The sequence below is a fragment of the Ruegeria sp. BC7 genome, assembly GCF_056539165.1.
The window spans coordinates 133,440-158,820 of record NZ_JBQFUL010000001.1; the positions used below are offsets into that span (position 1 = coordinate 133,440).

Below are 25,381 nucleotides of genomic sequence, written 5' to 3' on the forward strand. Positions count from 1 at the left end.
CCGCTATGATTCCTCTCGAATCGGAGAGGCAGGTGAATGAAGCAGCAATTTACATATGTAGACTTGTTCGCTGGATGCGGAGGGTTTTCGCTTGGGCTCGAGTATGCGGGCTTCGAGTTAGAGCTGGCGGTTGAAAAGTCAGAAATGGCTGCCGAGACGTTTTTTCACAATTTCGTCGAACCTATTACCGACCAAAGTGCTTGGGAAGATTTCGCATCAGCGAGAACCAGCGTCGGCGAACAAGCATCAAGAAAACTGATCGTAAAGGAGCTATCCGCTGTTCTGAAATGCCCTGAAACGCTCGACAAGTTGCGTTCGAAGAAAATCGATTTAGTGGCAGGTGGGCCTCCCTGTCAGGGGTTTTCCTTAGCTGGGCGGCGAAACCCTGAGGATGTCCGCAACAGCCTACCGTGGCAGTTCCTTGAGTTTGTCGAAGCTGTAGAGCCTAAAGCTGTCGTTATTGAAAACGTGTCGGGGATGACACAAGACTTTAGGAAACATGGGAGGCGTTCTCCCTTCTCAGACTTGCGCTTGGCGCTTCAAGGAATTGGCAAAGGGTACGATGTTCAACCGGTGCTCTTAAATGCAATGCACTATGGCGTACCACAGCATAGGCCGCGGGTCATGCTGTTGGGGCTGCGCAGAGATGTTTCTTCCCAACTCGGCCTTTTTTTTTCAGAGAAGATTTGGAAGTCCGAATATGATTTGATCGGGAGTCTTCAGATTGAAAAACGTCCGAGTTTGGCTCCGGTAGCTACCCACTTTGGCGACGAGATTCTCACCGTTCATGATGCTATTTCGGATCTGGACTCCCAAGGCTACAGCCGAAAGAGAAAAATCGCGGAATACGCGCGGGAAATGCGCCAAGACACTTCTTGGATACCCAAGTCGCAACAAGGTAAAAAAAACAAAAAACTGAAAAACCACAACCTCCGCAAGCATTCGCGCCCAATAGAAACACGCTTCCGCCTCTACCAATATTTTAGGGATCAGGGCATCCCGGCGAAGGTTCTGGCGATTCCAAAAACGGCTGAAACACCGCGTGAAGGCCTACAGTTGCTCGTTTCTGAAGCCGTAGCCAAAGCGAGGATTCCAGCGAAAGCGCCAGACGGAACTGTACTCGCAATATCCCATAACGAGTTGGTTGAACTAATTTTGGGGTTGGGTACTCGCAAACACAGCCAGAGGCCTCTCTCTTGGTCATCGCCCAGTCCTACGGTTGTTAGTCTTCCAGATGATTATGTACACCCTGATCAACCAAGAACACTAACAGTCCGCGAATTAGCTCGTTTCCAATCGTTTCCCGATCACTTTGAGTTCCGTTCAAAAGAGACGACCGGCAGCCTGCGTCGCCGTTTCGAGGTGCCGCAATATACACAGGTGGGGAATGCGGTTCCCCCTCGGCTCGGTCGGGCCGTGGGTGAAGCCATCTTACAAGCTTTGAAGAAGTATGGAGCGAGTCAGGGTGAGCGTCCGGAGCATGCTGCTTAGACTAACTTGAACAAGAACTTTTTTTTGTGCAGTAACAACGCCTAGAGTTAAGGCTAGTTACGCTGTGATCAAATCGTCTCATGGTTGATTTGCAGCATTCTGCAACTTTGAAATTAGGAGACCAGTGAAGTGACCGGCACTCCCCATGTTGACATAACCCCTTCCCCGCGCGTCCTACGCATGTTGGGTCAAATAGACTTCGCTCCTTGGCAATGTCTCGCAGAACTCATCGACAATTCGATTGACGCCTTTATCGACCAACTTCACAGCGGCGTTCCTCCTATCAATCCAAAGATCTCTATAGCGTTGCCCACCGAAGCTCAACTGAAGGACGGAACTGGGTTCATTGAGATATCGGATAATGGAACAGGCATGACGCTTGACCAAATGAGTGATGCTGTCCGCGCTGGCTACTCGGGAAACGATCCGGTTGAGAAAATGGGTCTCTTTGGAATGGGGTTTAATATCTCCACTGCCAGACTAGGGCGACGTACAGAGGTCTGGACATCGACCAAAGACTCGGGAGATTGGACAGGTATCATTATCGATTTCGATGAGTTGGAACGAAATGCTACTTTTGAGGCTCCAATAAAGACGCAACCTAAGTCCGAAACAGAGCTTGCGAATGAAGATCATGGTACGAGAATTCGAGTTTCCCTCTTAGAGGGGGATAGAATACGGGCGCTGACAAGAGGGGCTGGAAAACGAAAAACCATAACGCGTCTCGGAAAAGTATATGGCCGCATTATGGAGAATATGGGGATTGTCCTTTCGTACGACGGCGACAGGGTCGTGCCAAAAAAACACTGTGTTTGGGACAAAAAGCGAAGTGTCGAGACTGCAAAGTTTGGCAAGGTGCCCGCGATTATCCCCATTAAGGAAGAGCTTCCGAGCCGGAGATTTTGTTCGACCTGCTGGGTTTGGCTCTCCGATATCGAAGAAAACTGTAACGCATGCGGTCACTCCGAAAACGTCGTGGAACGAAAAAGAACTCTACGCGGATGGATTGGTATTCAGCGGTTCTTTGACAAGGAAAACTATGGGATAGACCTCATTAGAAATGGGCGTGTCATAGAAGAACTCGATAAATCGCTATTTTACTTCGTGGATGAGAACGGAGAAAGACTATTTGAATACCCCGTTGATGCCACCCACTGGGGGGGGAGGATAGTCGGAGAGCTTGAGATAGACTTCGTTAGAGTATCTCACCAGAAAGACTCTTTTGACAAGCTTGACCCAGAGTGGAAACACGTAGTCGAGTTTGTCAGAGGAAACTCACCAATTCAGCCCATGATCGCTAAGCGTATGATGTTGCCTGAAAATGACAGCCCTTTGGCCCGTCTATTTGCTGGTTATCGAAAGGGAACCGCTGGGCTGAAAGACCTTGTACCTGGGACTGCAGACGGCAGAGGGCTAAACTCCGGTCCAATTCAAGAATTTTTTCAGCGTTTTCAAGCTGGAGAAACAGCGTATCAGGATGATAGCAAATGGTACGAATTGGTTCTGCAAGCCGAGAAAGCTAAGAAAGGGGGTAGTTCAAAAGGAGCGGATGATGCGTCGGGTGATTTCCCAATCGACGATGACCCAGAAGAAGACGACACTGACGACGAGGGATCGTCAGTTTCAAAGAATGAAACAACTCATGGCGACGCTTCAGATCAGCCATCATTCCTGAAGGACACGAGGCTTAGCGGGCCTTATGAACTTGAAGCACTACCGGGAAAACCGACGATTACGGTTGAAGCTTATGAGCATGACGAGGATGTGTTTGGGAGACCCTACTCCGTACGCCCGGAAGCATATTCACTAAAGTTCGACTACAACTCGCAGTCTTCATTTTTTGAGGAAAGCTTGGAAAAGCCGGTTGATTGCTTGCTAATGGATTTGGCCCATCATTTTCTTGCCGTTTCCCAACAGAGTCCCCGCGAGTATCCTGTTTCAACAATAGAGCGACAACTTCGAGAAAAATACTTTCCCGAGTTATCCAACTCAGTCGTAGAAACAGAAGCTAATGCCTCAGCTCTAGTAGAGGGGCTCAAGCGGCACTTTGCCGCCAACCTACCTGAGGTCTCACCCATCGCCATCGAAGACATCCCAGTTGATCAAATCGCGCACATACAGAGAGCGGCCCAGCAAGCTGAGTCGGCCTCGAAAAGTGAGGTTGAGGAGAGAATAATATCAGGGGACTTTGTTCAATACACCTCAAACCGCTTTGTAATCGAACTCGTCAAAGGTTGGCCGCAACTAGTTACAAACGGGCTATTCTTTGTCACACCTTTTGAGGAAGGGGAAAGTGCCGCAACCTCTCCGGCAGTGTCCGAGCTCATAGAAACACTCGCTGATATCCTTTGGCTAAAAGAGGACGGCGTTTCGGCAATTAACAAAGATCTAAGTTGGCGATTAAGGTACGCTCGTTCGGTTGCATCACTAAGGCTACTTGAGAATTGGCAGGCCTAAAATGCCCGGCTTCATTTCCGTCGAACGTCTAACTTTCGGCCCCTGGGCTGCGCTGGAAAGAGCGGTGGCACGACTAGTGTCACACGCAGGGTTCAAGGATGTTAGCATTGTCGGTGGAACCGGTGACCAAGGTGCCGATGTCGTTGCAACATTCAAAGGGCAAAAGTGGGTCTTTCAGGCAAAATATCGCAACAGCGGCGGAATGGATCGTGAAGCGGGAGAAGACGCTATTCGTGCGATGGGGGCTTACGAAGCGGATGTAGCAGTAGCGATTTCGAATTCCTTTTTTTATGAGGGCGCATACGACCACCACGCTCAGGCAAAAAATGATGGAATTCCTTTGCGCCTTTGGAACAGTGATTTTCTCTTAGACTACTACGACAAGCTGCCTTTGCTCTCAAAAAACCGTCGTGAGCTAAGGTCTTATCAAATCGAAGCGGTCGAGGCGGTTGAAGAAGTCAGAAGTGCGGGACGGCAACAAGCGTTACTTGTGATGGCTACTGGGCTTGGTAAATCAATGGTTGCGAGTACGCTGATCGCGAATGAGCAGAACAGAAACTCCGGACAAGAAATCCTCGTTCTGGCCCACATGACCGACTTAGTTCGCCAACTAGAAACCTCGTCTTGGTCGCAGCTGGAGAAGACGTGTTCTACCCACCTTTGGACCGATGGCGAGAAGCCTGAGTATGAAGGCGGCGTGGTCTTTGCGACATGGCAATCGCTACTAGCAGCTATTCGAGGAGGCGACGACCTAAGTCACCGTTTTGGTTTAGTTATTGTGGATGAGGCTCATCATGCTCCATCGACAGCGTTTTCCCAACTGATTGACGCATTGGAACCTAATTTCTTGGTTGGTTTAACTGCGACACCTTGGAGATCAGATGATCGCAGTCTAACTGAACAGTTCGGCGAGCCTTGTTTCTCAATGGACATTGTCGAAGGTATGCAGCAAGGCTACCTTTCGCAGGTCAACTACCAGATGCTAACGGATGGTATTGATTGGGAGGAAATAAGCCGACTTTCTCAACAAGGCTTGACGGTGAAAGACCTAAACCGGCACTTGATGATGCCAGACCGTGATGTCGCGATGGTAGAGATGATCTGCGACAAAATGGGAGAAATCGAGAACCCTCGGGCACTCGCCTTTTGCCGTTCAATAGACCATGCAGAGAAGCTTCAACCCCTCTTCGCCAGCAGAGGTATCCGTGCAGCGGTCTTGCACAGTGGACTAACTCGACCGGAACGCTTTACCAACTTGGCGAATTTCAGAACCGGCAATGTTGATCTACTAATCTCTATTGAGATGCTAAACGAAGGGATCGACGTTCCTGATGTCAACGTTGTGGCATTCATGCGCGTGACCCATAGCAGACGCATATTCTTGCAGCAGCTGGGACGAGGTTTACGAATTTCGCCCGGCAAAAAGAGCGTTCATGTAATGGATTTTGTCGCGGACATTCGTCGAGTCGCGGCGGGAATTAGTATGAACAAAGAAGCTCGTTCTAACTCTGACAAACATCCTGAAATCGTCCGGTACCACAAAGAGGGAATAATTCATTTTGACAATCTCGCTGCGGAGTCATTTTTTGATGAGTACTTGGCGGATGTTGCCGACATTGACAACTTGGATGGCGGGGCTCGACTCCGATTTCCTGGTGCTGAGGAATTCTAGAGGCGCGTATCATTATGCTGAGCGTAGAGGCTAAAAAGCTAATCGAGGAGCTAGCGCAAGTCTCACTAAAGGGACCAATAAAGGCCGTTGGGCATGGAGCGACCTCTGTTGGTATGACCCTTTTGAAGGAAATGGGAATTGACTATCAGTCAACGAGAAAACCCACGAAGTATGGCATTGTGGTTTCTGCAAGACGAGGTTCAAGATCCTTTGATCCTCACAGGGTGAATCTGTTCGCCGCCGTACCGGATTGGGACATTAGCCCTCTTAAGTCATCTGCAGAAATTCTAAACAAATATGGCTACTTACGTAGTGAAGAAAAGAAGCTTTACTGCTCAGTTCGAGCGGGTCAACCAAACCCGCAAGGCTTGGTGCTTCGGCACAATAGAGTAGAGGACTCGCTAGAAGAGTGGGCAGTCGTCGAAGGTCGAGAAGAGCATGTCGCTTCCTGGAGAATGGAAAGACTGAAGGCGAGACTATCTGCCAGTCACCCTGAAACAATCTGGGTCTCAGCAAGTTCCAGCACGCTTGGCGGCGTCGAGTACTTCCATTATCGACACGCCTCCTACTCCTCTGCCGCAAGGGTAGAGCTATTGCCTGAGCTAATTTGCGAAGGAACAATCACTTTGGATCATCTGATCAGCAAAAAGAATGGACGGGTTACTGAAAAAGGGCCGCTCTTCAAAATCCGGCCAAGAAACATTCCCTTGCTGTTTCCGGGCAACAGCTTCTTTGATCTTTTGTCCATGTAGTCAACTAGATCCGTTCCGCCTATTTTGCGCGAGTGTTTGCATAGGCTGTTTGGTCGTGGTCCAACCTAATTGGAGCAGTTTCGTAAAGTATTTGGCCATGGGATGTGAGCGAGGCCTCAAGGTAGCCGTCGCTACAGCTCCTAGCCTTAATAGAGCCTATAGGCACTCCTTCCTGACCCTCTTTCTTGTTGATCACACGGTTGCAGACTTCGGGGTGTTTCAGCTTCCTCAACTGGGGTAAGCATCAGGGAACGAACGAGTACCGCCATGTCCGGAACGTCATATTGGCAGGTATGAACAACCACCCTGAGACTGACTATGAGGTGAAAGCGCGATACTACTGCGGCATCGCGAATGATCAGGAGGTCTCCAAGACCCTCGTGGAAGAGATGGCAGCAGGAGAACACATGCACCACATCCTGCAGGCTTTGTGTCGATCCTCAGTCAGGCTGGGCAGTGGCTCCGAGTGTGGTCCCTGCAACGCCTATATCATCGCCCCGAAGCGGTCAGGCATTCGTACGCTACTACTCAAGGTTTTCCCCGGCTGCACGATCAGGTCATGGAGGCCCGGCAAGAGCAAGCCCAAAGGCAAGGTCCAAGAAGCGTTGACCTACATCGAGAGGTTCTTCGATGGCTATCCTGAGGGTAGGCTACCGTTCACCGAACTGCGATCCGTTCTTGGCTATGACGCATCCAACTTCCGACGCCGCATCCGCAACCACGAAACCTTCAAGGCCGGGTTGGCAGACATGGGGATTGAGGAAGTCACCATAGGTAACACTGGATATCGTAATGCTTTCGCAATGACGTGGGGAGGTATCGGCCTTGTGCAAGACCCCTGCTTCATCGCGGATGTTTGAGCCAGAAAAATGTGAGCGCCTCAACATACATTGGGGCGTTCGCACTTCCCCCCATGGCCTCGATGCAACTCAGACCTCCCGCAAACAACTATGTTCACCGCTCTAGCAGAAGCAATGTGAGTACGCCCACGGTAACAGCGCTGGCATAGCGCTCGGCACGGGGTCTTCGGGCTGCCGTAGTACAAACCGTAGTACACAACGCGCCTGTTGACGTTGGCCTGGCTGTCGCGATACCCCATGTTTTGCTGACGGGAGACCTGACGAGGGTGCCTGTAACGGGAGTAGAACTTCCGCCCCCGGGCACCATTAAATTCAGCTATGACGCTGATTTGTAAAATATATCCTTTTCTTCGTGTGTTCCATCCGCCCAAATACGCACCTCTGCGCCTGCCCGACGTCAGCGCCAATGGGACAGTTAGTCCAAAATTGCCGCGATCTTTTCGAGGGTGGCAAGGTTTACGGCGACTCCGTCTTCCTCTGCAGCCATCCGTTTTGCGCGTCGACCGTCGCCTGGCAGATGTGCCCCACTTTGCAAGCGGATCGACGTGACAAGTTCTCCGATACCTGAGGCAAACGCGTCCTCGGACGTGGTCGAAGGGTCTATTGCTATAAAGAACTGCCCGGTCCTGGGCGGCCCTCCGGCGGTTCCGGAAAAGGGTGACGCGTTCAGGCCCAAAGTCGCCCCTGTCAAAGCGGCTGCCATGATTTCCGTAAGTAACGCGACGCCGACGCCCTTGTAGCCCCCTGAAGGTGCCATTGATCCTTTCAGGCCGACATTCGGGTCGGTCGTGGGGTTTCCGTCAGCGTCCAGAGCCCAGCCAACCGGAATGGGTTTTCCTTCACGGGCGTGTTTCATGACTTCGCTCTTGGCGATGGTGCTGGCGCTCTGGTCGATCAGAAGTGCAGGTTGGCCATCCGCGCCTGGGGCGGCGATCGAAAACGGGTTGGTTCCAACCACGGGCTTGGAGCCACCCGATGGCGCGATGGATGCTGGTGCATTGGTAAAGCCCAAACCGACCAGCCCGGCCTGTGCAAGGCGATATGTATGATAGCCGAGAACGCCGCAGTTATAGCTGTTGCGGATGGCAAGCGCTGCGATACCCTGTTCGCGCGCGGCAGGGATCAGCGCGTCAAACCCGGTGTCGATGGCTGGATGCGCAAAACCGGTGGCGGCATCCACCGTTACCACGCCAGGCCGAGGACGCGACAGAACCGGCTCGGCCACTCCATCGACCTTGCCGCACTGAACATGCTCGCAATAGATCGGGATGTAGGCGAGGCCGTGGCTGGCGACGCCATCCGCCTCGGTTGCGGCTGTGGCAATGGCCAGAGGGCGCGCGTTCGCCTCGCTCGTACCGGCGGCCACAAGTGCGCGAAAGGCGAGGTCTTCGATTTCGGTCAGGGTCAGGGTGCGGGTTTCAACCATTTCAATCTCTTTAATCGTTGTCGGACAGGCCCGCTCCGGCACCGCGCAGGCGGGATTCCTCGGTCGCGGGGGCATAGGTGAAGTGGGCAAAGTGGGTCAGAACGGACCAGGCCGCAGGATCAGGGGTTGCACGTGACTGCAGCCGTTGGGGCGGGGGCGTAACCTCTGCCAACCGTACAGTAATGGATTGGGCCTGATCCGGTATCGCTCCGGTCAGTCGTAGGGCAATCCCATCTGTTTGCGCCTGTGCGCCGTCGATCGTGATCGAGACGCCTCGGTTCAAAATGCGTGCCACGTTGGATGCGAATGGCAGCAGCAATGTGGGAGCAGTCACATTGGTTAGCGTGACGGGTGCCGCCCCCAATATTTCCGCGCTGTCAGAAAGCGTACAGCCTGTGGCAAGCGGACACAGCACATCCGTTCCGGTCCATGTTTCGCCTGAAATACAGGGCGCGTGTTTTTCAGGCGCACGTGCCAGATTCCGGTGCAGCAAAGATGCAAGCGCCTCTACGCCGTCCAACCCATGCGCGCAGAGCCAGCGCGTCGCCTTTCCTGCCTCCTCCGCATGACCCCAAGTATAACCTGCGCCACGGGCGGCACGTTTGGCGGTCGCTTCGATCTCGTTTAGCGAAAAGCTCATGCTGCAGGCTCCGGGTAGACCCAAGTATCCGCCGTGTCTTCAGACAGTTCTTCGGGGTAGGGCGCGCCCGCATACATGCAGATCCGAACCCAGCGATCGGAACGCGGATCGAAATGTGTCGCGCCAAAAAAAGAGAGCTTGGCGCGCAGCATGTCTATCGGCATGACATCGGCGCTGATCGTGTTGTCGTGGATTTCTCCGTAAGGGGCGACACGTCCGATCTGTGCGCGCCGTATGGTGTGCCGATGTTCCGGGTGCTGCAACAGGAACTCGCGGACCGGGGTATCGTCGCGCCAGTCAGTAAGCACCTTATACGCGGTGGCAGCGTCCCGCGCGGGGGCCAAGGGTTGTTCGTATTCGGCGATAGGCTCTTCAAACCGTTCGCCCAATCTGGGTTCCAGCTTTTCCTCGGACACATACCAGGCGCGGGCGCAATTCGGCTCGGCCGCCCAATCCAGATCAAGTGCCCATTCAAAGTTGTTCAGGATCAGATCGCGCACCTCGGACACCGGCATCGCACCGTCGATGACTTGCGCATTTGGGTTGCTGTCAGCCATGCAACTTGCCAACCCGTCCACCAGATTGCCATATGGCTCGAGCATCAGCGACGCGAGAAGTTCCTGGCCTTCTTCGCTCAGCGCGTCCTCCGCCCACAAGATCAGGCGGTCCCACGGGTTGTCCTGCGTCAGGACATTCCCTTCCAAATGGTTCGAGATTGCCTGAAGGTCAGACGCCAAGGCCGCCAGCTTTCTGATTTGGACAGGATGCTCGGATTGCCACCACGACATCGACAATTTGCTGCGGTCAAAAATGCTCTGGAATTGCGCGATTTCCGCGTCTGAGGCTCTGGGCAATGACCGCACGCGCGAGATCGCCTCTTCGCGCACCATGATCCAGTTGTTGAACAGGATCGGATGGTTCACGATAAACGGCGCCATACCCAGCCCCGTCGAATTGCCGATGCCCAGCCAGCGGGCGATGGCAGGGTCCAGATCGGCTGTTTTCTCTCCACCTTTGACGCGGGCCATGTGCTGAACCAGATCGCGGACAAATGTGCGGGTCAGGTAGACCGATAGCATTTCGGTCTGGAACGGGGCGTTCAATTCCGGGCGGTCAGCAGTCTTTTCCCGGTCCGCCGCGCCGAATTTGCCAGACCCGTACACGGCCGTCGTGCGCATCAGGTAGCCGACGTCGTAAATTTGATCGAGGTCCGGTTGTTGCCCATCGGCCAGCCTGTCCACGACATGCGCCCACAAGCGCACAGAGCGGTTCGCGCGCGACAGTGATAGCTCGTGTTCACTGACGCGGCCAGCCTCTTGCAAGGGAACATTCTGGGCGAGCCGTTCGATATCCTGCGCGGTCGGAACTCCGTCGAACAGAGTGAATGTGGCATCCCAGGCTTCGGCAATCACCCTGTCAGAGCGTTGTTCGGGCGGCAGGTCATGTGCGAACGCGACCAGCGAATAGGCATGGTCCGGGCCTTGTGCGGTGTAGACGGCGTGGCCGACCCCATTTGCGTTGATGTCAAAAACAGGCCGGGTAAAGGTCCATTCCTCGCGCGCCATGCGTCGCGTCAACTGTCGCATAAAGCTGAGGCGGCATTGGTGAAGGGACCCCAACCGCGACAGGCGCATGACCTGAGCGGGGTCTCTGCGGGCGATATGGCGGCCGGTTTCGTTCATTTTCCCTGCGGTCCGAAATTCTGGTCGAAAAAGCGGTACCAATTCCCGCCCATGATACCCGAAATCTCATCTTCGTTCATACCAACCGCGCGCAGCCCGGCCTCGATATTTCCGAAATCGCGGTTGTCCTGAAACCAGCCGGGCATCGGTGGAAAACCGGGGGCCGAGGCCGAGCCTTCGCCATAGTCGATCTCTTTGGTCCAACGCCCCACGCGCATCCATTCGACGACGCTGTCGGGCTGGTCCTGACACAGATCGGTGCCAATCCCCAGATGCTGAACGCCGTATTTGTCGGCAGTACGGGCGATCATCTCGCAAAAGCTTTCCACTGTGCAGGCGGATTTGTCCTTCAGGTGATGAGGGTAGACCGAAAAGCCCAGCATCCCACCGTTTTCTGTTACGGCCCGGATTACCGCGTCGCGCTTGTTGCGCAGGGCGGGGGACCAGTCATAGGGGTTGGCATGCGTGATTGCGATTGGGCGCTCGGACAATTCAGCGGCCTCGATGGTCGAGCGATCGGCTGAATGGCTCATGTCGACAACAAGGCCCACGCGGTTCATCTCTTTGATGACCTGCTTGCCCATGCGGGTGATGCCGGTGTCTTCGGCCTCGTAACATCCCGTCGCCAGCAGGGACTGGTTGTTATACGTGAGCTGCATGAACCGCGCGCCCAGATCGTGCAGGATTTCAACCAGCCCTATATCATCTTCGATGGGCGAGGGGTTCTGAAAGCCGAAAAACACCGCCGTCCGCCCGGTGTTCCGCGCGGTGTCGATATCGCTGGCCCAACGGCCCTTCATGATCAGGTCCGGGAATTGCTCGAACCAGCGGTTCCACTTTTCAAAGTTCAGAACCGTTTCGCGGAAATTCTCATGATAGGCGATGGTGACGTGGATTGCGTCCACGCCGCCTTCGCGCAGTTGCCGGAAAATCTTTTCCGACCAGTTGGCGTATTGCAGCCCGTCGATACGCATTAGTCCGGCGTCCCCGCGCTGATATAGGCGGTTTTGACCGTGGTGTAGAATTCCGCCGCCGCCTTGCCCTGTTCACGCGGGCCATAAGAGCTGTCTCCGCGCCCGCCGAACGGTACATGATAATCAGTGCCCGCCGTGGGTAGGTTCACGGTGACGACGCCTGTACGCGCATTACGACGGAAATGGGCGGCGCGGGCAAGGCTTTGGGTGACGATGCCCGAGGTCAGACCGAAATTGGTGCCATTGACGACGCTCAGCGCCTCATCATAGCTGTCCACTTTGATAATGCTGGTCAGGGGGGCGAACATTTCTTCGCGGTTGATGCGCATGGTGTTGGTGGTGTTCAGGAACACTCCGGGCGACATGTAGAACCCGTCATGAGGCATTTGCAGCCGCGCACCGCCGCAGGCGAGTTCCGCGCCTTCGGATTTGCCAAGCTCGACATAGGCAAGGTTCTCTTGCAACTGCTGCTCACTGACGACCGGCCCCATCTGGGTGCCGTCCTCCAGCGCGTGGCCGACTTTCATTGCCTGCGCCCCGACGACCAGCTTCTCGACGAAGGCATCATGGATGCCCGCATGCACCACCAGACGCGACGAGGCTGTGCATTTCTGCCCGGTGCCGCCAAACGCGCCACCCAGCGCCAGTGTCACCGCCAGATCCAGATCGGCGTCGTCCATGACGGCCAGCGCGTTCTTGGACCCCATCTCCATCTGCACTTTGGTCAGGTTCTGAATGGCAGCGGCAGCAATGCCCTTGCCCACGGGCACCGACCCGGTGAAAGAGATTGCGTTCACCTTGGGGCTTTCCACCAGCCGTTGGCCGATACTGCGCCCGGACCCCATTACAAGGCTGAACAGACCCTTGGGGATGTCCTGTCGCGCGATGATCTCGGTCAGCGCCGCGGCCGAGGCCGGGGTGATGTTTGCAGGCTTCCACACAACCGCGTTGCCGTAGCACAGCGCCGGTGCAATCTTCCACGAGGCGGTCGCAGTGGGGAAATTCCACGGGCTGATGATGGCGACTGTGCCCACGGCCTCGCGCCGCACGTCAATCTCAACGCCGGGGCGGACAGAATCCGCGTTCTCGCCGATTTGACGCAGGCACTCGGCGGCGTAGTAGGTAAAGAACTGACCGGCGCGGTAGACCTCGCCCTTGCCTTCTGCCAGGGGTTTACCCTCTTCGCGCGACAGTAGCGTGCCCAGTTCCTCGGCCCGTGCCATGAGTTCGGTGCCGATGGCGTTCAGAACCGCCTGCTTGCGCTCGGGAAGGTAGGCGGCCCACTCGACCTGAGCGGCACGCGCCTGATCCAGCGTGGCCTCTAACTGATCTGCGCTGGCCTGCGCGAAGGTGCCAACCAGATCGCTCAGGTCCGAAGGGTTGCGGTTCTCGATTTCGGATTCACCTGCCAGCCATTCGCCGGCAATCAGATTCAATTTGGTCACAATGCGCCCCAGAGTCCTATTTTGGTCGCGCGTAGTGTGCGGGGTTGTTGCGGTATCAGTCAAACTCAAATAAATTGAACAAAATTCAGAAAAATTGAAGTATGGCGATCAAGATTGAGACATTGCGGTGCTTTTGCACCGTGGCGCAAACCGGCAACCTGATGGAAGCCGCCGACCGGCTGGGCAGAACCCAGTCTGCTGTTTCAATGACGCTGAAACAGTTTGAAGATCACCTTGGTAAAAAGCTTTTTGAAGGTGAGCGTAAGAACCGCCTGTCCCCGCTGGGCAAGCAAGTGTTTGAATTGAGCCTGAAGCAAGTGCGCCAGTTCGATCAGACGGTTCTGGATATTGAAGCCGCTGTGGATGCGGAACACGGATTGTTGCGGATCGTATCCGTGCCATCGGTGGCGGCAATCGTGTTCCCTAAAGTGCTGCAGCACATGACTCGGACCTCTCCGGGCGTGAAGGTCGAGCTGCGGGATACGGACACCGCGCAAGTGCTGGACGCGCTGGCCGAAGGAAAAGCGGATATCGGCATCGCTTCGGGGTATCATGCGTTGAATGGTGTGACGGCTCTGCCGCTGTTTGAAGACAGATTTGGCCTTGTCTCTGCCGTGGATCACCCGTTGATGACGCGAGCAAACCCTTTGGTGATCGACGATATCCTATCGGTTCCTTTCATTCGGAACGCGCTGTGTGACTTGATCCAGTCGCCGCGTTTGCATGAGGTGATCGGACAGGCGGATATCACCATTCACAACACACATTCCTTGATCACGATGGTCCGAACAGGGGGGTGGGTGACGGTGCTGCCGCAAACCGTTGCCGATTTCATTCCCGAAGCAACGGCATTTCGCCTGATCGAAGACCTGCCGGAACAGCGGCAGGTCTATTTGTATGTCAGCGAAAGGTCTCGCTTTCCTGATTTGGCCAGTGCGACAACCGAGTTTATTCTGTCGCACTGCACCTAGTCGGAGTCTGACTTCACATCACCGGCAAAGCGCGCGGCGTTTTCTTGCGCAAAGGCCGAGGCATCCGCTGCCTCGTCCCAGAAATGAGGGTTGGCCTTGGGGATTGTCAGCGCCTTTTGAACAGCGGGGCGCGCGTCGATCCGGTCGAACCAAGCATTCAGATGGGGTAAGCCGTCGACCTCGACCCGGGCCCAGACATAGGCGCGCGCCCACGGGTACAGCATCATATCGGCGATCGTGTACTCATCCGCGGCGACCCAGTCGCGCCCTTCCAGTCGAGAGTTCATGACCTCTAGCAATCGGCGGCTTTCATCGACATAGCGGCGGATTGAAAAGGGCTCAACGTGGCCGTTCGGTGCCGCGATATGCTGAAAATACATGGCTTGGCCCATCATCGGACCAATATGGCCCACCTGAAAGAACACCCACTGCATGACCTCGGACCGTTTGACCGGATCGGCTGGTAGGAACTTTCCGTATTTCTCGGCCAAGTGCCACAGGATCGCGCCGCTTTCAAAGATGGCGCGCCCTTCTGACCGGTCAAAGATCGTGGGAATCTTTCCATTGGGATTCAGCGCCAGATACTCGGGGGTCTTTTGTTCCTGTTTTGAGAAGTTGATATGCGTCACGTCGTAGGGAACGCCTGCTTCTTCCAGAAAAATAACGGGTTTGTATCCGTTCATCGTTCCGGCGGTGTAAAGATGAATATCAGGCTGCGACATTGGTCTACCTCTGCGAATAAGCGGCCCAAATGGTCTTTAAGCCATAAGAAATCGGACTCGATCGTAGGGTTTTTCATAACATCCAAAGCTGCAAATGTCGGCAGAGTCTCCATTTCCAGATATTTTGCGTTCAAGGGCATGGGTATTAACATGTCTGCGCCATTTGGTCGAAGCTCTGCCGCAGACTGTCATTGAACCTGAGCCCCTCAAATCGCAATAAACCGAAACTAATCTATGATAATTTCGCATACGCGGTTTTGGCTTAGGTAATTCTTGATGGGTGGCGCGCAGGCGTGCTTGACTTTTCTGACCAACCCGGCACCGCGAGCCGCTGGTCAAAAAACCGGAAAGCCACTGCTTTTTGATACTGTTTGCAAAGTGCGACGCCGGCCCGGGCCGGACAGAAAACAGCACCGTGAACGCCCAACATGGAGATACCTGATGAAAAAACTAGCCACGCTATTGGGAAGCGCGACAGTTGTCGCAGCCGGTCCCGCCATTGCTGCGGATATCGTGATCGGTGTGCCGAACTGGGCATCTGTAAATGCCACCGCGCATATCCTTGAGGTCGTAATCGAGGAAAACCTGGGCCTAGATGTGGAATTGCAGAACGGAACCAACCCAATTGTTTTTGAGGCTATGGACAGCGGGTCGATGCATGTCCATCCCGAGGTTTGGATGCCGAACCAGCAAAACCTGCATGACACATACGTCAAGGACAACGGCACGGTTGTTATGAATGAAAACCCTGTGCAGGCCGAACAGGGTATGTGTGTTCCGACCTATATCGCCGAACAGCACGATATTAAGTCCATTGATGATCTGAGCGATCCCGACAAGATAGCGATCTTTGACACGGACGGAAACGGCACACCTGAGGTCTGGATTGGCGCGCCGGGCTGGGCCTCGACCGTGGTCGAAAAAATTCGGGCCAAGTCTTACGGCTATGACCAGGTTTTCGACCTGACCGAGTATGAAGAAACGATTGCCTACGCCAATCTCGCCAATGCGACCAAGGCAGGTGATCCGTGGATCGGGTTCTGCTACAGCCCGCACTACATCTTTGTGACGCAGGATCTGACGGTTCTGGAAGAACCCGCGCATGATCCGGCCACGTGGACCATCGTTCAGCCGACCGATGACCCGGATTGGCTGGCCAAGTCCGAGGCGTCTTCGGCATGGAATGGTGCGACGCTCCATCTGCACTACGCCAAGGAACTGGAAGAAAACTATCCAGAAGTGGCCGCCCTGTTTCGCAACTACCAGATGCAGGGCGATGACCTGAGCGCGATGGGCAAGGCGCTGGCTGTCGACAATGTCGAAGCGGCTGATTTTGCCCGGCAGTGGGTGGCGGACAACGAAGACACAGTCATCGGTTGGCTCACCAACTAACATCCAATATCGGGGGGCCGTCGCGACAGTTCGCGGCGGCCCTTTTCTTATATGCCGGGGCAAAGCCCTGCACATGAGGGGCAAATGGACGAACCTGTCGTAAAACTGGAAAATGTCTGGAAAATCTTCGGCGCACGGGCAGAAGAAGCCATGGCTGCCGTGCGCAGCGAAGGCATTAGAAAACCCGAAGTTCTAGAGCGTTTCAACTGCGTTGTCGGCGTGCAGGGCGCAACCTTTGAAGTACCGCGCGGCGAGATTTTTTGCATCATGGGCCTGTCGGGGTCCGGCAAGTCGACGCTGGTGCGTCATATCAATCGCCTGATTGAGCCGACCGCGGGCAAGATCGAAATTCTGGGGCGGGATGTCTCAAAGATTTCCGAGTCTGAACTGCGCCGCATCCGGGCGCAGCAGATCGGGATGGTTTTTCAGCACATGGCGCTGATGCCGCACCGTTCGGTGCGCGACAACGTGGCGTATCCTCTGGAAATCCGCAAAGTGCCGAAATCCAAGCGATGGGCGGTGTCCGACCATGCACTCAGCCTCGTGAACCTGACCGGTTACGAAGATCGCCTGCCCAAAGAGCTTTCCGGCGGGATGCAACAGCGCGTTGGCATCGCCCGCGCGTTGGCCTCGGACCCGGAAATCCTGTTGATGGACGAGCCATTCTCGGCGCTTGACCCACTGATCCGGTTGCAGTTGCAGGATCAGTTCAAGGCGCTGGTGGCGCAGCTCAAGAAGACGACCTTGTTCATCACGCACGACTTGGACGAGGCGATCCGGATCGGACATCGCATCGCGATCATGAAAGACGGTGTGATTGTTCAGATCGGCACACCCGAAGATATCGTCATGAACCCCGCCGACGACTACGTGCGCGAGTTTGTGCAGGGCATCTCCAAACTTAAACTCGTCAAGGCGCACTCGATCATGGAGCCGATGGGCAGCTATTCCGGCTCACTCGACGGCGCACCGCGCGCGGATGAGGGCGCGGATCTGGACCTGTTGATCGACCTTGCGGTGAATACCGAGATGCCGGTGGTCATAACGGACGCAGGCAATGATGTGGGGATCGTGACCAAGCCGCGCCTGCTGCGTGGTATTCAGGGGGGCAAAAATGACTGACGCAACAACAGAGCTGAAAGTTACAGCCGCCTCTGACATCGAAGTCGACCGCGAGGCGCTGGACCGCTCGATCAAGGAATTCGCGGGACCAAACGGCGACTACTACGTCAACGCGTTTCACAAGATCCATGACGCGACCAGCCCCGTGCCGAATACATTCAACCTGTGGGCTGCAGTGCTGGGGCCGTTCTGGTCGGCCTCGCGCGCGATCTGGGGGATGTTCTGGACTTTCCTGATCCTTGAGATCATCGCATGGGTTCAGATCGGCCGGGGCGCGTGGGGTAATCCCGGCGCTGACTTCGCGGAAAGGGCCGCGCGCCAACAGGAACGAGCGGCCGAGTTGATGGCACGTGCGGCGGATGCCACGGAAAAGGCAGATATCGACCGCTTTACCAAGCTGGCCGAGAACATCCAGAAAGCGGCGGATACCAGCCTTGAAAGGGCCGCTGCCGCGCAATCCGAAGCGGCAGGGATTCTGATCACGGGTCTGTTGATGTTGCTGGTTTTCAAACTGGTACAGGGTTTCTACGCGGATCGGGTCTACGAAAAGCAATACTCTAAATGGCGGATTGATCCGGACAGCACGGAAAGCGGACAGTCCAGAAGGAACACTGTGCTGGGTGCGGTCCTCATCGCCGCGATCGGTCCCTTGATTGTGTACAAGTTCACGGTCAACGCGTCGCTGCCCTTGCTGGATGCCTTCCCGGAACAGGAGGTTTCCGAGATATTTCTTGGCGAAGGCAACGGAACGCTGTTTTCTGCCCTCGCCAGTTGGATGGAAGCCAAGATTGATGCCGCTGCAGCGGCGGGTGGGGACGTCTTTGACGGGATTGTGGCTGGTGTCCGCTCGGTTCTGGATGCGTTGACGATTGCGTTGATCGGGTCCCCGTGGCCCGTTGTCATGCTGGTCATCTGCGTCACCGCATGGCGTGCGGCGGGCCCACGCGTTGCGATCTTCACCGCCGCGTCGCTGGCCTATATCGCTCTTCTTGGGTACTGGGATGTCGCGATGGAGACGGTGGCTCTGGTTGGTGCTGCCGTGATCCTGTGCGTGATCTTCGGTATCCCGCTGGGCATCTGGTTCGGGAAGTCCCAGCGCGCCTATCGTGCGGCAGAACCTGTGCTGGATTTAATGCAGACGCTGCCCGCCTTCGTCTACCTGATCCCGATCATCGCCTTCTTTGGCACCGGCAACCCGCCTGGTATTCTGGCCACGATCATCTTTGGAATGCCGCCCGTGATCCGCCTGACCGCCTTGGGGATGCGCGGTGTGCCCGAAAGCATCAAAGAGGCTGCGGTCGCCTTTGGTGCCTCGAAATGGCAGTTGTTGAAGGATGTCGAGATCCCGCTGGCGCTGCCTTCGATCATGACCGGGGTGAACCAGACCATTCTGATGTGCCTGTCGATGGTGGTGATCATCTCGCTGATCGGCGGCGGCGGTCTGGGCAAGGAAATCCTTGAGGCGCTGCAATACGCGGCCAAGGGTCCGGGTCTGCTAGGCGGCTTTGCCATCCTGTTTTGCGCCATGGTCATCGACCGGATCGTGCAGGGGGCATTCCGGCGAGAAGACGAGAAAATCTGATCACATGCGCCCCCGCCAGCCGGGGGCGTATTTTCAAGGGGGATGCAGATGACCGACCGCTATGAACAGTCGATGATGGATAACCTGTATTGGTGGGGCGTGCCGACCCTGTTTCGCTGTCCCAACACCGGCCCCGAGGGGCAGGACATCGCCTTGGTCGGCGTCCCGCATTCCACCGGCAACGGCACAACCGAACGGGATCAACACCTCGGCCCGCGCGCGTTGCGCCATGTCTCGGCGGTGCAACGCAGGGTGCATTCGGTGTTCGAGATCGACCCGTGGAACAGCGCGAAAATCGCCGATGTGGGTGACGTGCCCTTTCCACGCGCCAATGACAACGAAGACTGCATCGAACGGATAACTGCCTTTTACAAAGATATCGACGCAGCAGGGGCGCGGCCCGTGTCGGTGGGCGGAGATCACTCGATCACCGGCGGCATCGTGCAGGCGCTGGGGCGCGGTAAACTGGCGGGCGGAGAGCCGGTTAGCTTTCTGCATCTGGATGCGCATACGGATGTGTTCACCAAGGTTGACCACTTTCTGGGCGCGAAGAAATCCGCCGCCCATTGGGGCGCTTATCTGGCCGATCAGGGGCAGGTTGATCCAACGCGCTCCATGCAGATCGGGCTGCGGGGTCATCCGCGCAGTCTGGACTGGCTGCAACCTTCCTATGAATACGGCTACAACATCGTCACCATGCGTGAGTTCCGCCAGCGTGGGCTTGCAGACGTGGTTTCGCAGACGCGCGAGGTGTTGGGCGATCGTCCGGTCTATATCACCTTCGATCTGGATTGCCTTGACCCAACCGTCGCGCCTGCGGTGTCCAATCTGGAGCCCGGTGAGAAGGGGTTCGACATTGACGAGGCTGTGGGCATTTTGCGCGCCGCACGCGGGCTGAATATCGTCGGCGGAGACGTGGTCTGCATGATGCCCACCAAGGACAGCCCCAACAATATCACCGCCCTGACAGCGGCGGCGGTGATGTTCGAGATGATCTCGATGATCGCCGAAAACGTCAGTTAACGCCGCGCGGCCACGGCCTGCGCCAACACGCAGAGCAGCTCGAACATCAGCGAAATCCCCAGCCAAGCGGTGCCGCCCGAAGCGTCGAAGGGGGGTGAGACCTCGACCAGATCGGCCCCTATAAGGTTCACTCCGGCCATCTGGCGGATTACCTGCTGGGCCTGAAAACTGTTCGGGCCACCGATCTCGGGCGTGCCGGTGCCGGGGGCAAATGTGGGGTCCACGAAGTCGATATCATAGGTGCAATAGGTCGGTGCGTCGCCCACGATGCTGCGCACCTCGGCCATGACATCGTTGATGCCGCGATCAAACAGTTCCTCGATGCGGATGATACGGATGCCCTGCGCCTCGCCCCACTCGATATCCTCGATGTTATAGGCTGTGCCCCGAATTCCCACCTGAACAAAGCGTTTGGGATCGACCAGACCTTCCTCGACCGCGCGGCGGAACGGGGTGCCGTGGGTGAATTTATGCCCGCCGAAATAGCTGTCGAACAGGTCGGTATGGCTGTCGAACTGGATCAGCCCCAGCGGGCCGGATTTGGCCAGTGCGCGCAGAACGGGCAGGGTGGTCAGGTGATCCCCTCCGGCGGTCAGAGGGGTGATGCCGCGCGTGGTCAGGTCGCTGTAGAATGACGTCACGCGGTTCAGCGTATCGTCGATATCCACCGGGTTCGGGGCCACGTCGCCCAGATCGGCGCAGTTCATCATCGCAAAGGGCGCAACCCCGGTCACAGGGTTCATCGCGCGGATCATGGTCGAGTAATCCCGCAACTGGCGCGGCCCGTGACGCGCGCCGGGGCGGTTCGTGGTGCCACCGTCCCAGGGGATGCCGACCAGCCCGATATCAACTTCGGCGATCCTTTCGTGATCCAGTGTCATACCCGGCAAACGCATGAAGGTCGGTACGCCTGCAAACCGCGCCAGTTCCATGGCCGAGACGGGCTGAAAGAAAGGATCGGTCATCTGGGCCTCATTCATGTGCAATCAAGCCGACCCTAGCCGCCCCCGGGCGGTTGGGGAAGGTCAATCAAGGATACGAAACCGGGCGCGGATTTCCGCATCCTGTTCGGCGGTCAGATATTGGGGGTGGTGCGTGGCCAAAATCTCTTTCGCGCGGGCGCGGGCGGTGGTCCAGGCGTCGCTGGCACCTTCGTCCGCCCAAGTACGCGGCGCGGATCGGTCGGCGAGCTCGGGGTAATAATAGTCGCGCTCCATCGCGTTATAGGTATGGGTGCTGCCCAGAAAGTGACCGTCCCCCAGAACCGACTGGCAGATCGCATCGAACCCGAGGTTTTCCTCGGTCACTTCGATCCCGCGCAGGGCGCGGTAGGTGTGGGCGTGCATTTCGTTGTCCAGCACAAAGCCCTCGAAACTGGCCCCCAGCAGCGATGCGGTCATGCCCGAGCTTTCATAGATCAGGTTCCCACCCGCCAGCGCCGCCGCCAGCGAGGTGATGCCCTTTTCAGCCCCGTATTGCGCGTCAATCGCCTTGGCATCAGTCATCGAGGCCGCCACGCCCGACGGCAGCCCCAACCAATTGGAAATCTGCGCCGAGGCCGCGTTCAGGATCGCAGTCTCTCCACTGCCGCCCGCAAAAGACCCGGTGCGCAGGTCCACGATGAAGGGCCAGTTGGAAAACACCATGGGAAAGCCCGGTTTGATCGTGTTGACCATCACAAGGCTGGCCAGCGTCTCTGCCAGCGATTGCGCCAGAAACCCGGCCAGAGTCGCCGGGGCCGTCGCGCCCGCTTGGGCTGCCGTGATGCAGGACATGGGGATGTTATGGGCGATACATTCATAGACCACGTCCACCGCATCCTCGCCATAGCGCAGGGGCGAGATGACCGGGCTGATATGCGCCTTCAGAAACGGGCGCGCGGCGAATGCGCCGGACCCTCCGGCCACGATATCCAGCATATCGACGATGGGCGCGACATGTTCGGCCAGCGTAAAGGATGTGGCGATGGGCTTGGTCGTATTGCGGATCAGCGCATAGGCGGTGTTTACGTCCAGATCGAAATTGTCCGGCACGTCTGTTGCAACACAACACCGGGTGAACCAGCTGACATTGGGCAGCGTGTCCTGCAACCGGGTGAAGTCATGCAGGTCGGTCAGGGTTGAGGGACGATAAAGACCGGTGTCGATATCCAACGTCTGAACCGCCGCGCCGCCGGTGCCAAAGAACACGCGGTCTCCGCCCACCTCGATCGAACGCGCCGGATCGCGGCCGTGAAAGGTGAACTGTTTGGCGGCGGATTGAATGGCCTGTTCGACCATGGCGCGCGGGAACAGCAATCGGTCGTCAGGGCCGGGTTCTGCGCCAGCGGTCCGCAGGTCACCGGCCAATCGGTCCGGCACCTCTCCCATCCCGAGGGTTTCCAGCAGGCGCAGGGCGGTGTCATAAATCTGCGCGATCTCGGGCTCGGTCAATGGCTTGAAGGCCCCACCGATCTGACCGGGAGGGCAAGGATCAACCATGGGTGCCGCTGCGCGTTGCGCGTGCCGGGCGCGTCTGCCGCTTCGTTTGCTGCCCGTGCTCATCCGGTTCCTTTCGTGGCGCTTCCCCTGAACCCTAAGCGAGGGTTTGCGCCCCATGCAAAGGCCAAGTGCAATTTGCAGAATCCGCAATCGCGGTTTCGATTTTTCAATACAAGCACCGGGTGGCTTGTCGTGCGCAGGTATTGTTCCGCAAGACTTGGGCGGAACAAATACAGGAGCCGCGCCCATGAAATCTCGGACCAAGGTCGTTGTCATCGGAGGCGGGATTGCGGGTTGTTCCACCCTCTATCACCTGACGCAGGAAGGGTGGAGCGATGTGGTTCTGGTCGAGCGGAATGAGCTGACCTCGGGCACCACGTGGCATTCGGCGGCGCAGGTGACGAATTTCGGGATGAACCAGACGATGGTCGGGCTGAAATCGCACTCGATCCGGCTGTATAAGGAATTGGCCGAGGATCCGGACTATCCGATCAACTACCACCACGGCGACGGCGGCATCCGGCTGGCCAATACCGAGGCGCAGATGCAGGGCTATCGCCATTTCGCATCCATGGCACGCGGGATGGACGTGCAGTTCGAGGTGATCGATGCCGAGGAATGCGCGCGACGCCACCCTTTGATCTCGACCGAGAACCTGATCGGCGGGCTGTGGGATCCGATGGATGGGGACATCGACCCCGCGCAGTTGTGTCAGGCACTGGCGCGGCGGGCGCGCAAAGCAGGGGCTGAGGTGTATCGCAACACGCCGGTCATCGGGCTGAAGCAACATGCCGATGACACATGGACCGTGCAGACCGAAAAGGGCGATATCGACTGCGATATCGTCGTCAACGCGGGCGGCTATCGTGTGAACGAGGTGGGCGCGATGATGGGGGTGCATCACCCGGTCGCCTCGATGGAGCATCAGTATTTCCTGACCGAAGAGATTCCCGCGATCCGGGATGCAGGCCACAGGATGCCTCTGCTGCGCTGCCCAATCAGTGACTACTACTGCCGGCAGGAAAAGAACGGGTTGCTGCTGGGGTTCTATGAACAGGACTGCAAGACTTGGGGTATGGACGGGATCGACCCGAACTTTGTCAACGCCTTGTGCCCCGATGATCTGGACCGCGTGACCGATGTGTTGGAGGGCGCTTTCGCCCGTATGCCCGCGTTGATGGAGGCCGGGGTGCATACGGTGGTCAATGGCCCGATCACATATACGATTGACGGCGCGCCTCTGGTCGGGCCGATCCCGGGTAAGCGCAACGCTTTCTGCATCATCGGCCTGCGCGCGGGTCTGGGTGAGGGTGGTGGCCACGGCTGGCTGCTGGCACAACAGATCGTGCATGGCGAGGCGTGTTATGACACGTGGTGCCTCGATCCCCGACGGTTCACGGGGCACGCGAATGTTGAACTGACAGCGCTGAAGGCCATCGAGGATTATCAGAATGAGTTCCGCTTTCACTTCCCGCACGAACATCGCCCCGCAGGACGGCCGGCCAAGACGACGCCTCTGACCCCGGTTCTGGCGGCGGAGGGGGCCGAGTTCACCGTGGTGAATGGGTGGGAACGGATGGATTACATCAAGCCGTCGCCCGATTTCGCACCCGCCCACAGTTTCGATTTTGACGAAACCTTCGATCTGGTGGCCGCCGAGGTTGCCAATGTTCAGACCAATGTGGGCTTGGCCGAGGTGAATGGTTTCAATCGGATCGAGATCACCGGCGCGGACCGTCACACCTTTCTAGACCGGATGTTCTGCGGCACCGTTACCCGCCGCGACGGGCGTGTGGGGCTGGGCTATCTGTTGAACCATCACGGTATGGTCAAGGCCGAGGCGACGGTGGCCAACCTACCCGCCAGCGACCGCGGCCCTGAACGCATCTGGTACGGCTCGGCCGCGGCCAGTGAGTTTCACGACATGGACTGGCTGATCAGCCATCTGCGGACTGACGAAGACGTCCACCTGCGAAGCCTGACCAACGATCAGACCATTCTGGTTCTCGCAGGCCCAAAATCGCGCGATGTCCTGTCCGCCTGTGCGCGCGGCGATTGGTCGGCCGAGGCGTTCCCGTGGCTCAGCGTTCGTGAGTGCTTTGTGGGGATCGCACCGGCCACCGTTATGGGTGTCAGTTTCTCGGGCGAGTTGGCCTATGAAATCCATGTGCCTAACGCGTCGCTCTATGCTGCATACTTGGCTTTACGTCAGGCCGGCGAACCCTTGGGCATGAAGCTATTTGGCGCACGCGCCGTCGACTCGATGCGTATGGAAAAGAGCTTTCTGCATTGGAAGTCCGACTTGATTACCGAGTTTGACCCGTTTGAAACCGGATTGGACCGGTTCGTGAAGCTCGACAAAGGTGACTTTACCGGGCGCAAGGCGTTGGAGGCGCGCAAAGCGGCAGGCCCGCGCAAAAAGCTGGTTGTCTTGCAGGTGCACACGGCGCGTGGCCCTGCTCATCCCGGAGCGTCTCTTATGCAAGGGGATAGGGTTGTGGGTACGATCACGTCCGGCGAATGGGGGCATCGAACCGGCCTTAATCTGGCGCATGCCTTTGTTGAGCCGGAACTGGCCGAAATCGGCTGCGAAATGGTGTTGGACCGCTGTGGCGAGCATGTGGTGGCCACTGTTGTCCCGGCCTCGCCCTACGATCCAAATCTTGACCGGGTTAGGCTTTAGGTCGGGG

General features: G+C 56.9%; 19 protein-coding genes. 11 read left to right on the forward strand and 8 right to left on the reverse strand.

What is annotated here, in order from left to right:
• Positions 1 to 36: 36 nt before the first annotated feature.
• From ACR0KS_RS00540 to ACR0KS_RS00560, 5 genes are all read left to right on the forward strand, one after another.
• Complete coding sequence (locus ACR0KS_RS00540; protein ID WP_170567948.1) at positions 37 to 1,491, forward strand: DNA cytosine methyltransferase; 1,455 nt, start codon at positions 37 to 39, stop codon at positions 1,489 to 1,491.
• Positions 1,492 to 1,620: 129 nt separating this feature from the next.
• Entirely contained in the window at positions 1,621 to 3,948 is a 2,328-nt protein-coding gene (locus tag ACR0KS_RS00545) for an ATP-binding protein (protein ID WP_170567949.1), read from the forward strand.
• Position 3,949: 1 nt separating this feature from the next.
• Complete coding sequence (locus tag ACR0KS_RS00550) at positions 3,950 to 5,620, forward strand: DEAD/DEAH box helicase family protein (protein WP_170567950.1); 1,671 nt, start codon at positions 3,950 to 3,952, stop codon at positions 5,618 to 5,620.
• Between the two features lie 14 nt (positions 5,621 to 5,634).
• Positions 5,635 to 6,372, forward strand: a complete 738-nt coding sequence (locus ACR0KS_RS00555) for an MvaI/BcnI family restriction endonuclease (RefSeq protein ID WP_170567951.1) — start codon at positions 5,635 to 5,637, stop codon at positions 6,370 to 6,372.
• A 284-nt stretch (positions 6,373 to 6,656) separates the two neighbouring features.
• Positions 6,657 to 7,232: a hypothetical protein gene (locus ACR0KS_RS00560; protein ID WP_170567952.1), complete on the forward strand. Its 576-nt coding sequence runs from the start codon at positions 6,657 to 6,659 to the stop codon at positions 7,230 to 7,232.
• Positions 7,233 to 7,647: 415 nt separating this feature from the next.
• Here the strand turns inward: ACR0KS_RS00560 and ACR0KS_RS00565 are convergent, their stop codons facing one another.
• Genes ACR0KS_RS00565 through ACR0KS_RS00585 form a run of 5 tightly spaced genes read right to left on the reverse strand, consistent with a single transcriptional unit; the run spans position 7,648 to position 13,399 of the window.
• Positions 7,648 to 8,658: an Ldh family oxidoreductase gene (locus tag ACR0KS_RS00565; RefSeq protein WP_170567953.1), complete on the reverse strand. Its 1,011-nt coding sequence runs from the start codon at positions 8,656 to 8,658 to the stop codon at positions 7,648 to 7,650.
• Between the two features lie 10 nt (positions 8,659 to 8,668).
• Positions 8,669 to 9,298 carry a DUF3726 domain-containing protein gene (locus tag ACR0KS_RS00570; protein ID WP_170567954.1) on the reverse strand — a complete coding sequence of 210 codons (630 nt, stop codon included), beginning with the start codon at positions 9,296 to 9,298 and terminating at the stop codon, positions 8,669 to 8,671.
• On the reverse strand, positions 9,295 to 10,980 hold the full coding sequence (locus ACR0KS_RS00575; RefSeq protein ID WP_170567955.1) for a hypothetical protein: 1,686 nt from the start codon (positions 10,978 to 10,980) through the stop codon (positions 9,295 to 9,297). The genes ACR0KS_RS00570 and ACR0KS_RS00575 overlap by 4 nt, the downstream gene beginning before the upstream one ends.
• The gene (locus ACR0KS_RS00580; RefSeq protein WP_170567956.1) at positions 10,977 to 11,954 is read right to left on the reverse strand and encodes a membrane dipeptidase; all 978 of its coding nucleotides are present in this window, start codon (positions 11,952 to 11,954) and stop codon (positions 10,977 to 10,979) included. Before ACR0KS_RS00580 ends, ACR0KS_RS00575 begins: the two co-directional genes overlap by 4 nt.
• Entirely contained in the window at positions 11,954 to 13,399 is a 1,446-nt protein-coding gene (locus ACR0KS_RS00585) for an aldehyde dehydrogenase family protein (RefSeq protein WP_480693084.1), read from the reverse strand. Before ACR0KS_RS00585 ends, ACR0KS_RS00580 begins: the two co-directional genes overlap by 1 nt.
• A gap of 101 nt (positions 13,400 to 13,500) precedes the next feature.
• Here ACR0KS_RS00585 and ACR0KS_RS00590 point away from each other — a divergent pair, with 101 nt between their 5' ends.
• A complete protein-coding gene (locus ACR0KS_RS00590) occupies positions 13,501 to 14,370 on the forward strand; it encodes a LysR family transcriptional regulator (RefSeq protein WP_170567958.1) in 870 nt (289 codons plus the stop codon).
• On the opposite strand, the gene ACR0KS_RS00595 is transcribed toward ACR0KS_RS00590, so the two are convergent.
• Positions 14,367 to 15,092: a glutathione binding-like protein gene (locus tag ACR0KS_RS00595; protein WP_170567959.1), complete on the reverse strand. Its 726-nt coding sequence runs from the start codon at positions 15,090 to 15,092 to the stop codon at positions 14,367 to 14,369. The genes ACR0KS_RS00590 and ACR0KS_RS00595 overlap by 4 nt on opposite strands.
• A gap of 441 nt (positions 15,093 to 15,533) precedes the next feature.
• On the opposite strand from ACR0KS_RS00595, the gene ACR0KS_RS00600 reads away from it, so the two are divergent.
• The 4 genes from ACR0KS_RS00600 (at position 15,534) to ACR0KS_RS00615 (ending at position 20,211) form a co-directional block, all read left to right on the forward strand.
• Positions 15,534 to 16,484: an ABC transporter substrate-binding protein gene (locus ACR0KS_RS00600; RefSeq protein WP_170385689.1), complete on the forward strand. Its 951-nt coding sequence runs from the start codon at positions 15,534 to 15,536 to the stop codon at positions 16,482 to 16,484.
• Between the two features lie 84 nt (positions 16,485 to 16,568).
• Complete coding sequence (locus ACR0KS_RS00605; protein WP_170567960.1) at positions 16,569 to 17,606, forward strand: glycine betaine/L-proline ABC transporter ATP-binding protein; 1,038 nt, start codon at positions 16,569 to 16,571, stop codon at positions 17,604 to 17,606.
• Positions 17,599 to 19,188, forward strand: coding sequence for an ABC transporter permease subunit (locus ACR0KS_RS00610; RefSeq protein ID WP_170567961.1), 1,590 nt, complete (start codon positions 17,599 to 17,601; stop codon positions 19,186 to 19,188). Before ACR0KS_RS00605 ends, ACR0KS_RS00610 begins: the two co-directional genes overlap by 8 nt.
• Before the next feature lie 48 nt (positions 19,189 to 19,236).
• Positions 19,237 to 20,211 (forward strand): arginase family protein, encoded by a 975-nt coding sequence (locus ACR0KS_RS00615; protein ID WP_170567962.1) that lies wholly within the window; start codon positions 19,237 to 19,239, stop codon positions 20,209 to 20,211.
• Here ACR0KS_RS00615 and ACR0KS_RS00620 read toward each other — a convergent pair.
• Together ACR0KS_RS00620 and ACR0KS_RS00625 are read right to left on the reverse strand one after the other, a co-directional pair.
• On the reverse strand, positions 20,208 to 21,176 hold the full coding sequence (locus ACR0KS_RS00620; RefSeq protein WP_170567963.1) for an agmatinase: 969 nt from the start codon (positions 21,174 to 21,176) through the stop codon (positions 20,208 to 20,210). The two genes, ACR0KS_RS00615 and ACR0KS_RS00620, sit on opposite strands and share 4 nt — an antisense overlap.
• A gap of 60 nt (positions 21,177 to 21,236) precedes the next feature.
• A complete protein-coding gene (locus ACR0KS_RS00625; RefSeq protein ID WP_170567964.1) occupies positions 21,237 to 22,754 on the reverse strand; it encodes a trimethylamine methyltransferase family protein in 1,518 nt (505 codons plus the stop codon).
• Positions 22,755 to 22,938: 184 nt separating this feature from the next.
• Between ACR0KS_RS00625 and ACR0KS_RS00630 the strand changes: the two genes are divergently transcribed.
• A complete protein-coding gene (locus tag ACR0KS_RS00630) occupies positions 22,939 to 25,374 on the forward strand; it encodes a GcvT family protein (RefSeq protein ID WP_170567965.1) in 2,436 nt (811 codons plus the stop codon).
• Positions 25,375 to 25,381: the final 7 nt, after the last annotated feature.

Coding starts and splice junctions, on each gene's coding strand:
- ACR0KS_RS00540 (WP_170567948.1), top strand. CDS start 37: ATGAAGCAGCAATTTACATATGTAGACTTGTTCGCTGGATGCGGAGGG.
- ACR0KS_RS00550 (WP_170567950.1), top strand. CDS start 3,950: ATGCCCGGCTTCATTTCCGTCGAACGTCTAACTTTCGGCCCCTGGGCT.
- ACR0KS_RS00555 (WP_170567951.1), top strand. CDS start 5,635: ATGCTGAGCGTAGAGGCTAAAAAGCTAATCGAGGAGCTAGCGCAAGTC.
- ACR0KS_RS00565 (WP_170567953.1), bottom strand. CDS start 8,658: ATGGTTGAAACCCGCACCCTGACCCTGACCGAAATCGAAGACCTCGCC.
- ACR0KS_RS00570 (WP_170567954.1), bottom strand. CDS start 9,298: ATGAGCTTTTCGCTAAACGAGATCGAAGCGACCGCCAAACGTGCCGCC.
- ACR0KS_RS00575 (WP_170567955.1), bottom strand. CDS start 10,980: ATGAACGAAACCGGCCGCCATATCGCCCGCAGAGACCCCGCTCAGGTC.
- ACR0KS_RS00580 (WP_170567956.1), bottom strand. CDS start 11,954: ATGCGTATCGACGGGCTGCAATACGCCAACTGGTCGGAAAAGATTTTC.
- ACR0KS_RS00590 (WP_170567958.1), top strand. CDS start 13,501: ATGGCGATCAAGATTGAGACATTGCGGTGCTTTTGCACCGTGGCGCAA.
- ACR0KS_RS00595 (WP_170567959.1), bottom strand. CDS start 15,092: ATGTCGCAGCCTGATATTCATCTTTACACCGCCGGAACGATGAACGGA.
- ACR0KS_RS00600 (WP_170385689.1), top strand. CDS start 15,534: ATGAAAAAACTAGCCACGCTATTGGGAAGCGCGACAGTTGTCGCAGCC.
- ACR0KS_RS00605 (WP_170567960.1), top strand. CDS start 16,569: ATGGACGAACCTGTCGTAAAACTGGAAAATGTCTGGAAAATCTTCGGC.
- ACR0KS_RS00610 (WP_170567961.1), top strand. CDS start 17,599: ATGACTGACGCAACAACAGAGCTGAAAGTTACAGCCGCCTCTGACATC.
- ACR0KS_RS00615 (WP_170567962.1), top strand. CDS start 19,237: ATGACCGACCGCTATGAACAGTCGATGATGGATAACCTGTATTGGTGG.
- ACR0KS_RS00620 (WP_170567963.1), bottom strand. CDS start 21,176: ATGACCGATCCTTTCTTTCAGCCCGTCTCGGCCATGGAACTGGCGCGG.
- ACR0KS_RS00625 (WP_170567964.1), bottom strand. CDS start 22,754: ATGAGCACGGGCAGCAAACGAAGCGGCAGACGCGCCCGGCACGCGCAA.
- ACR0KS_RS00630 (WP_170567965.1), top strand. CDS start 22,939: ATGAAATCTCGGACCAAGGTCGTTGTCATCGGAGGCGGGATTGCGGGT.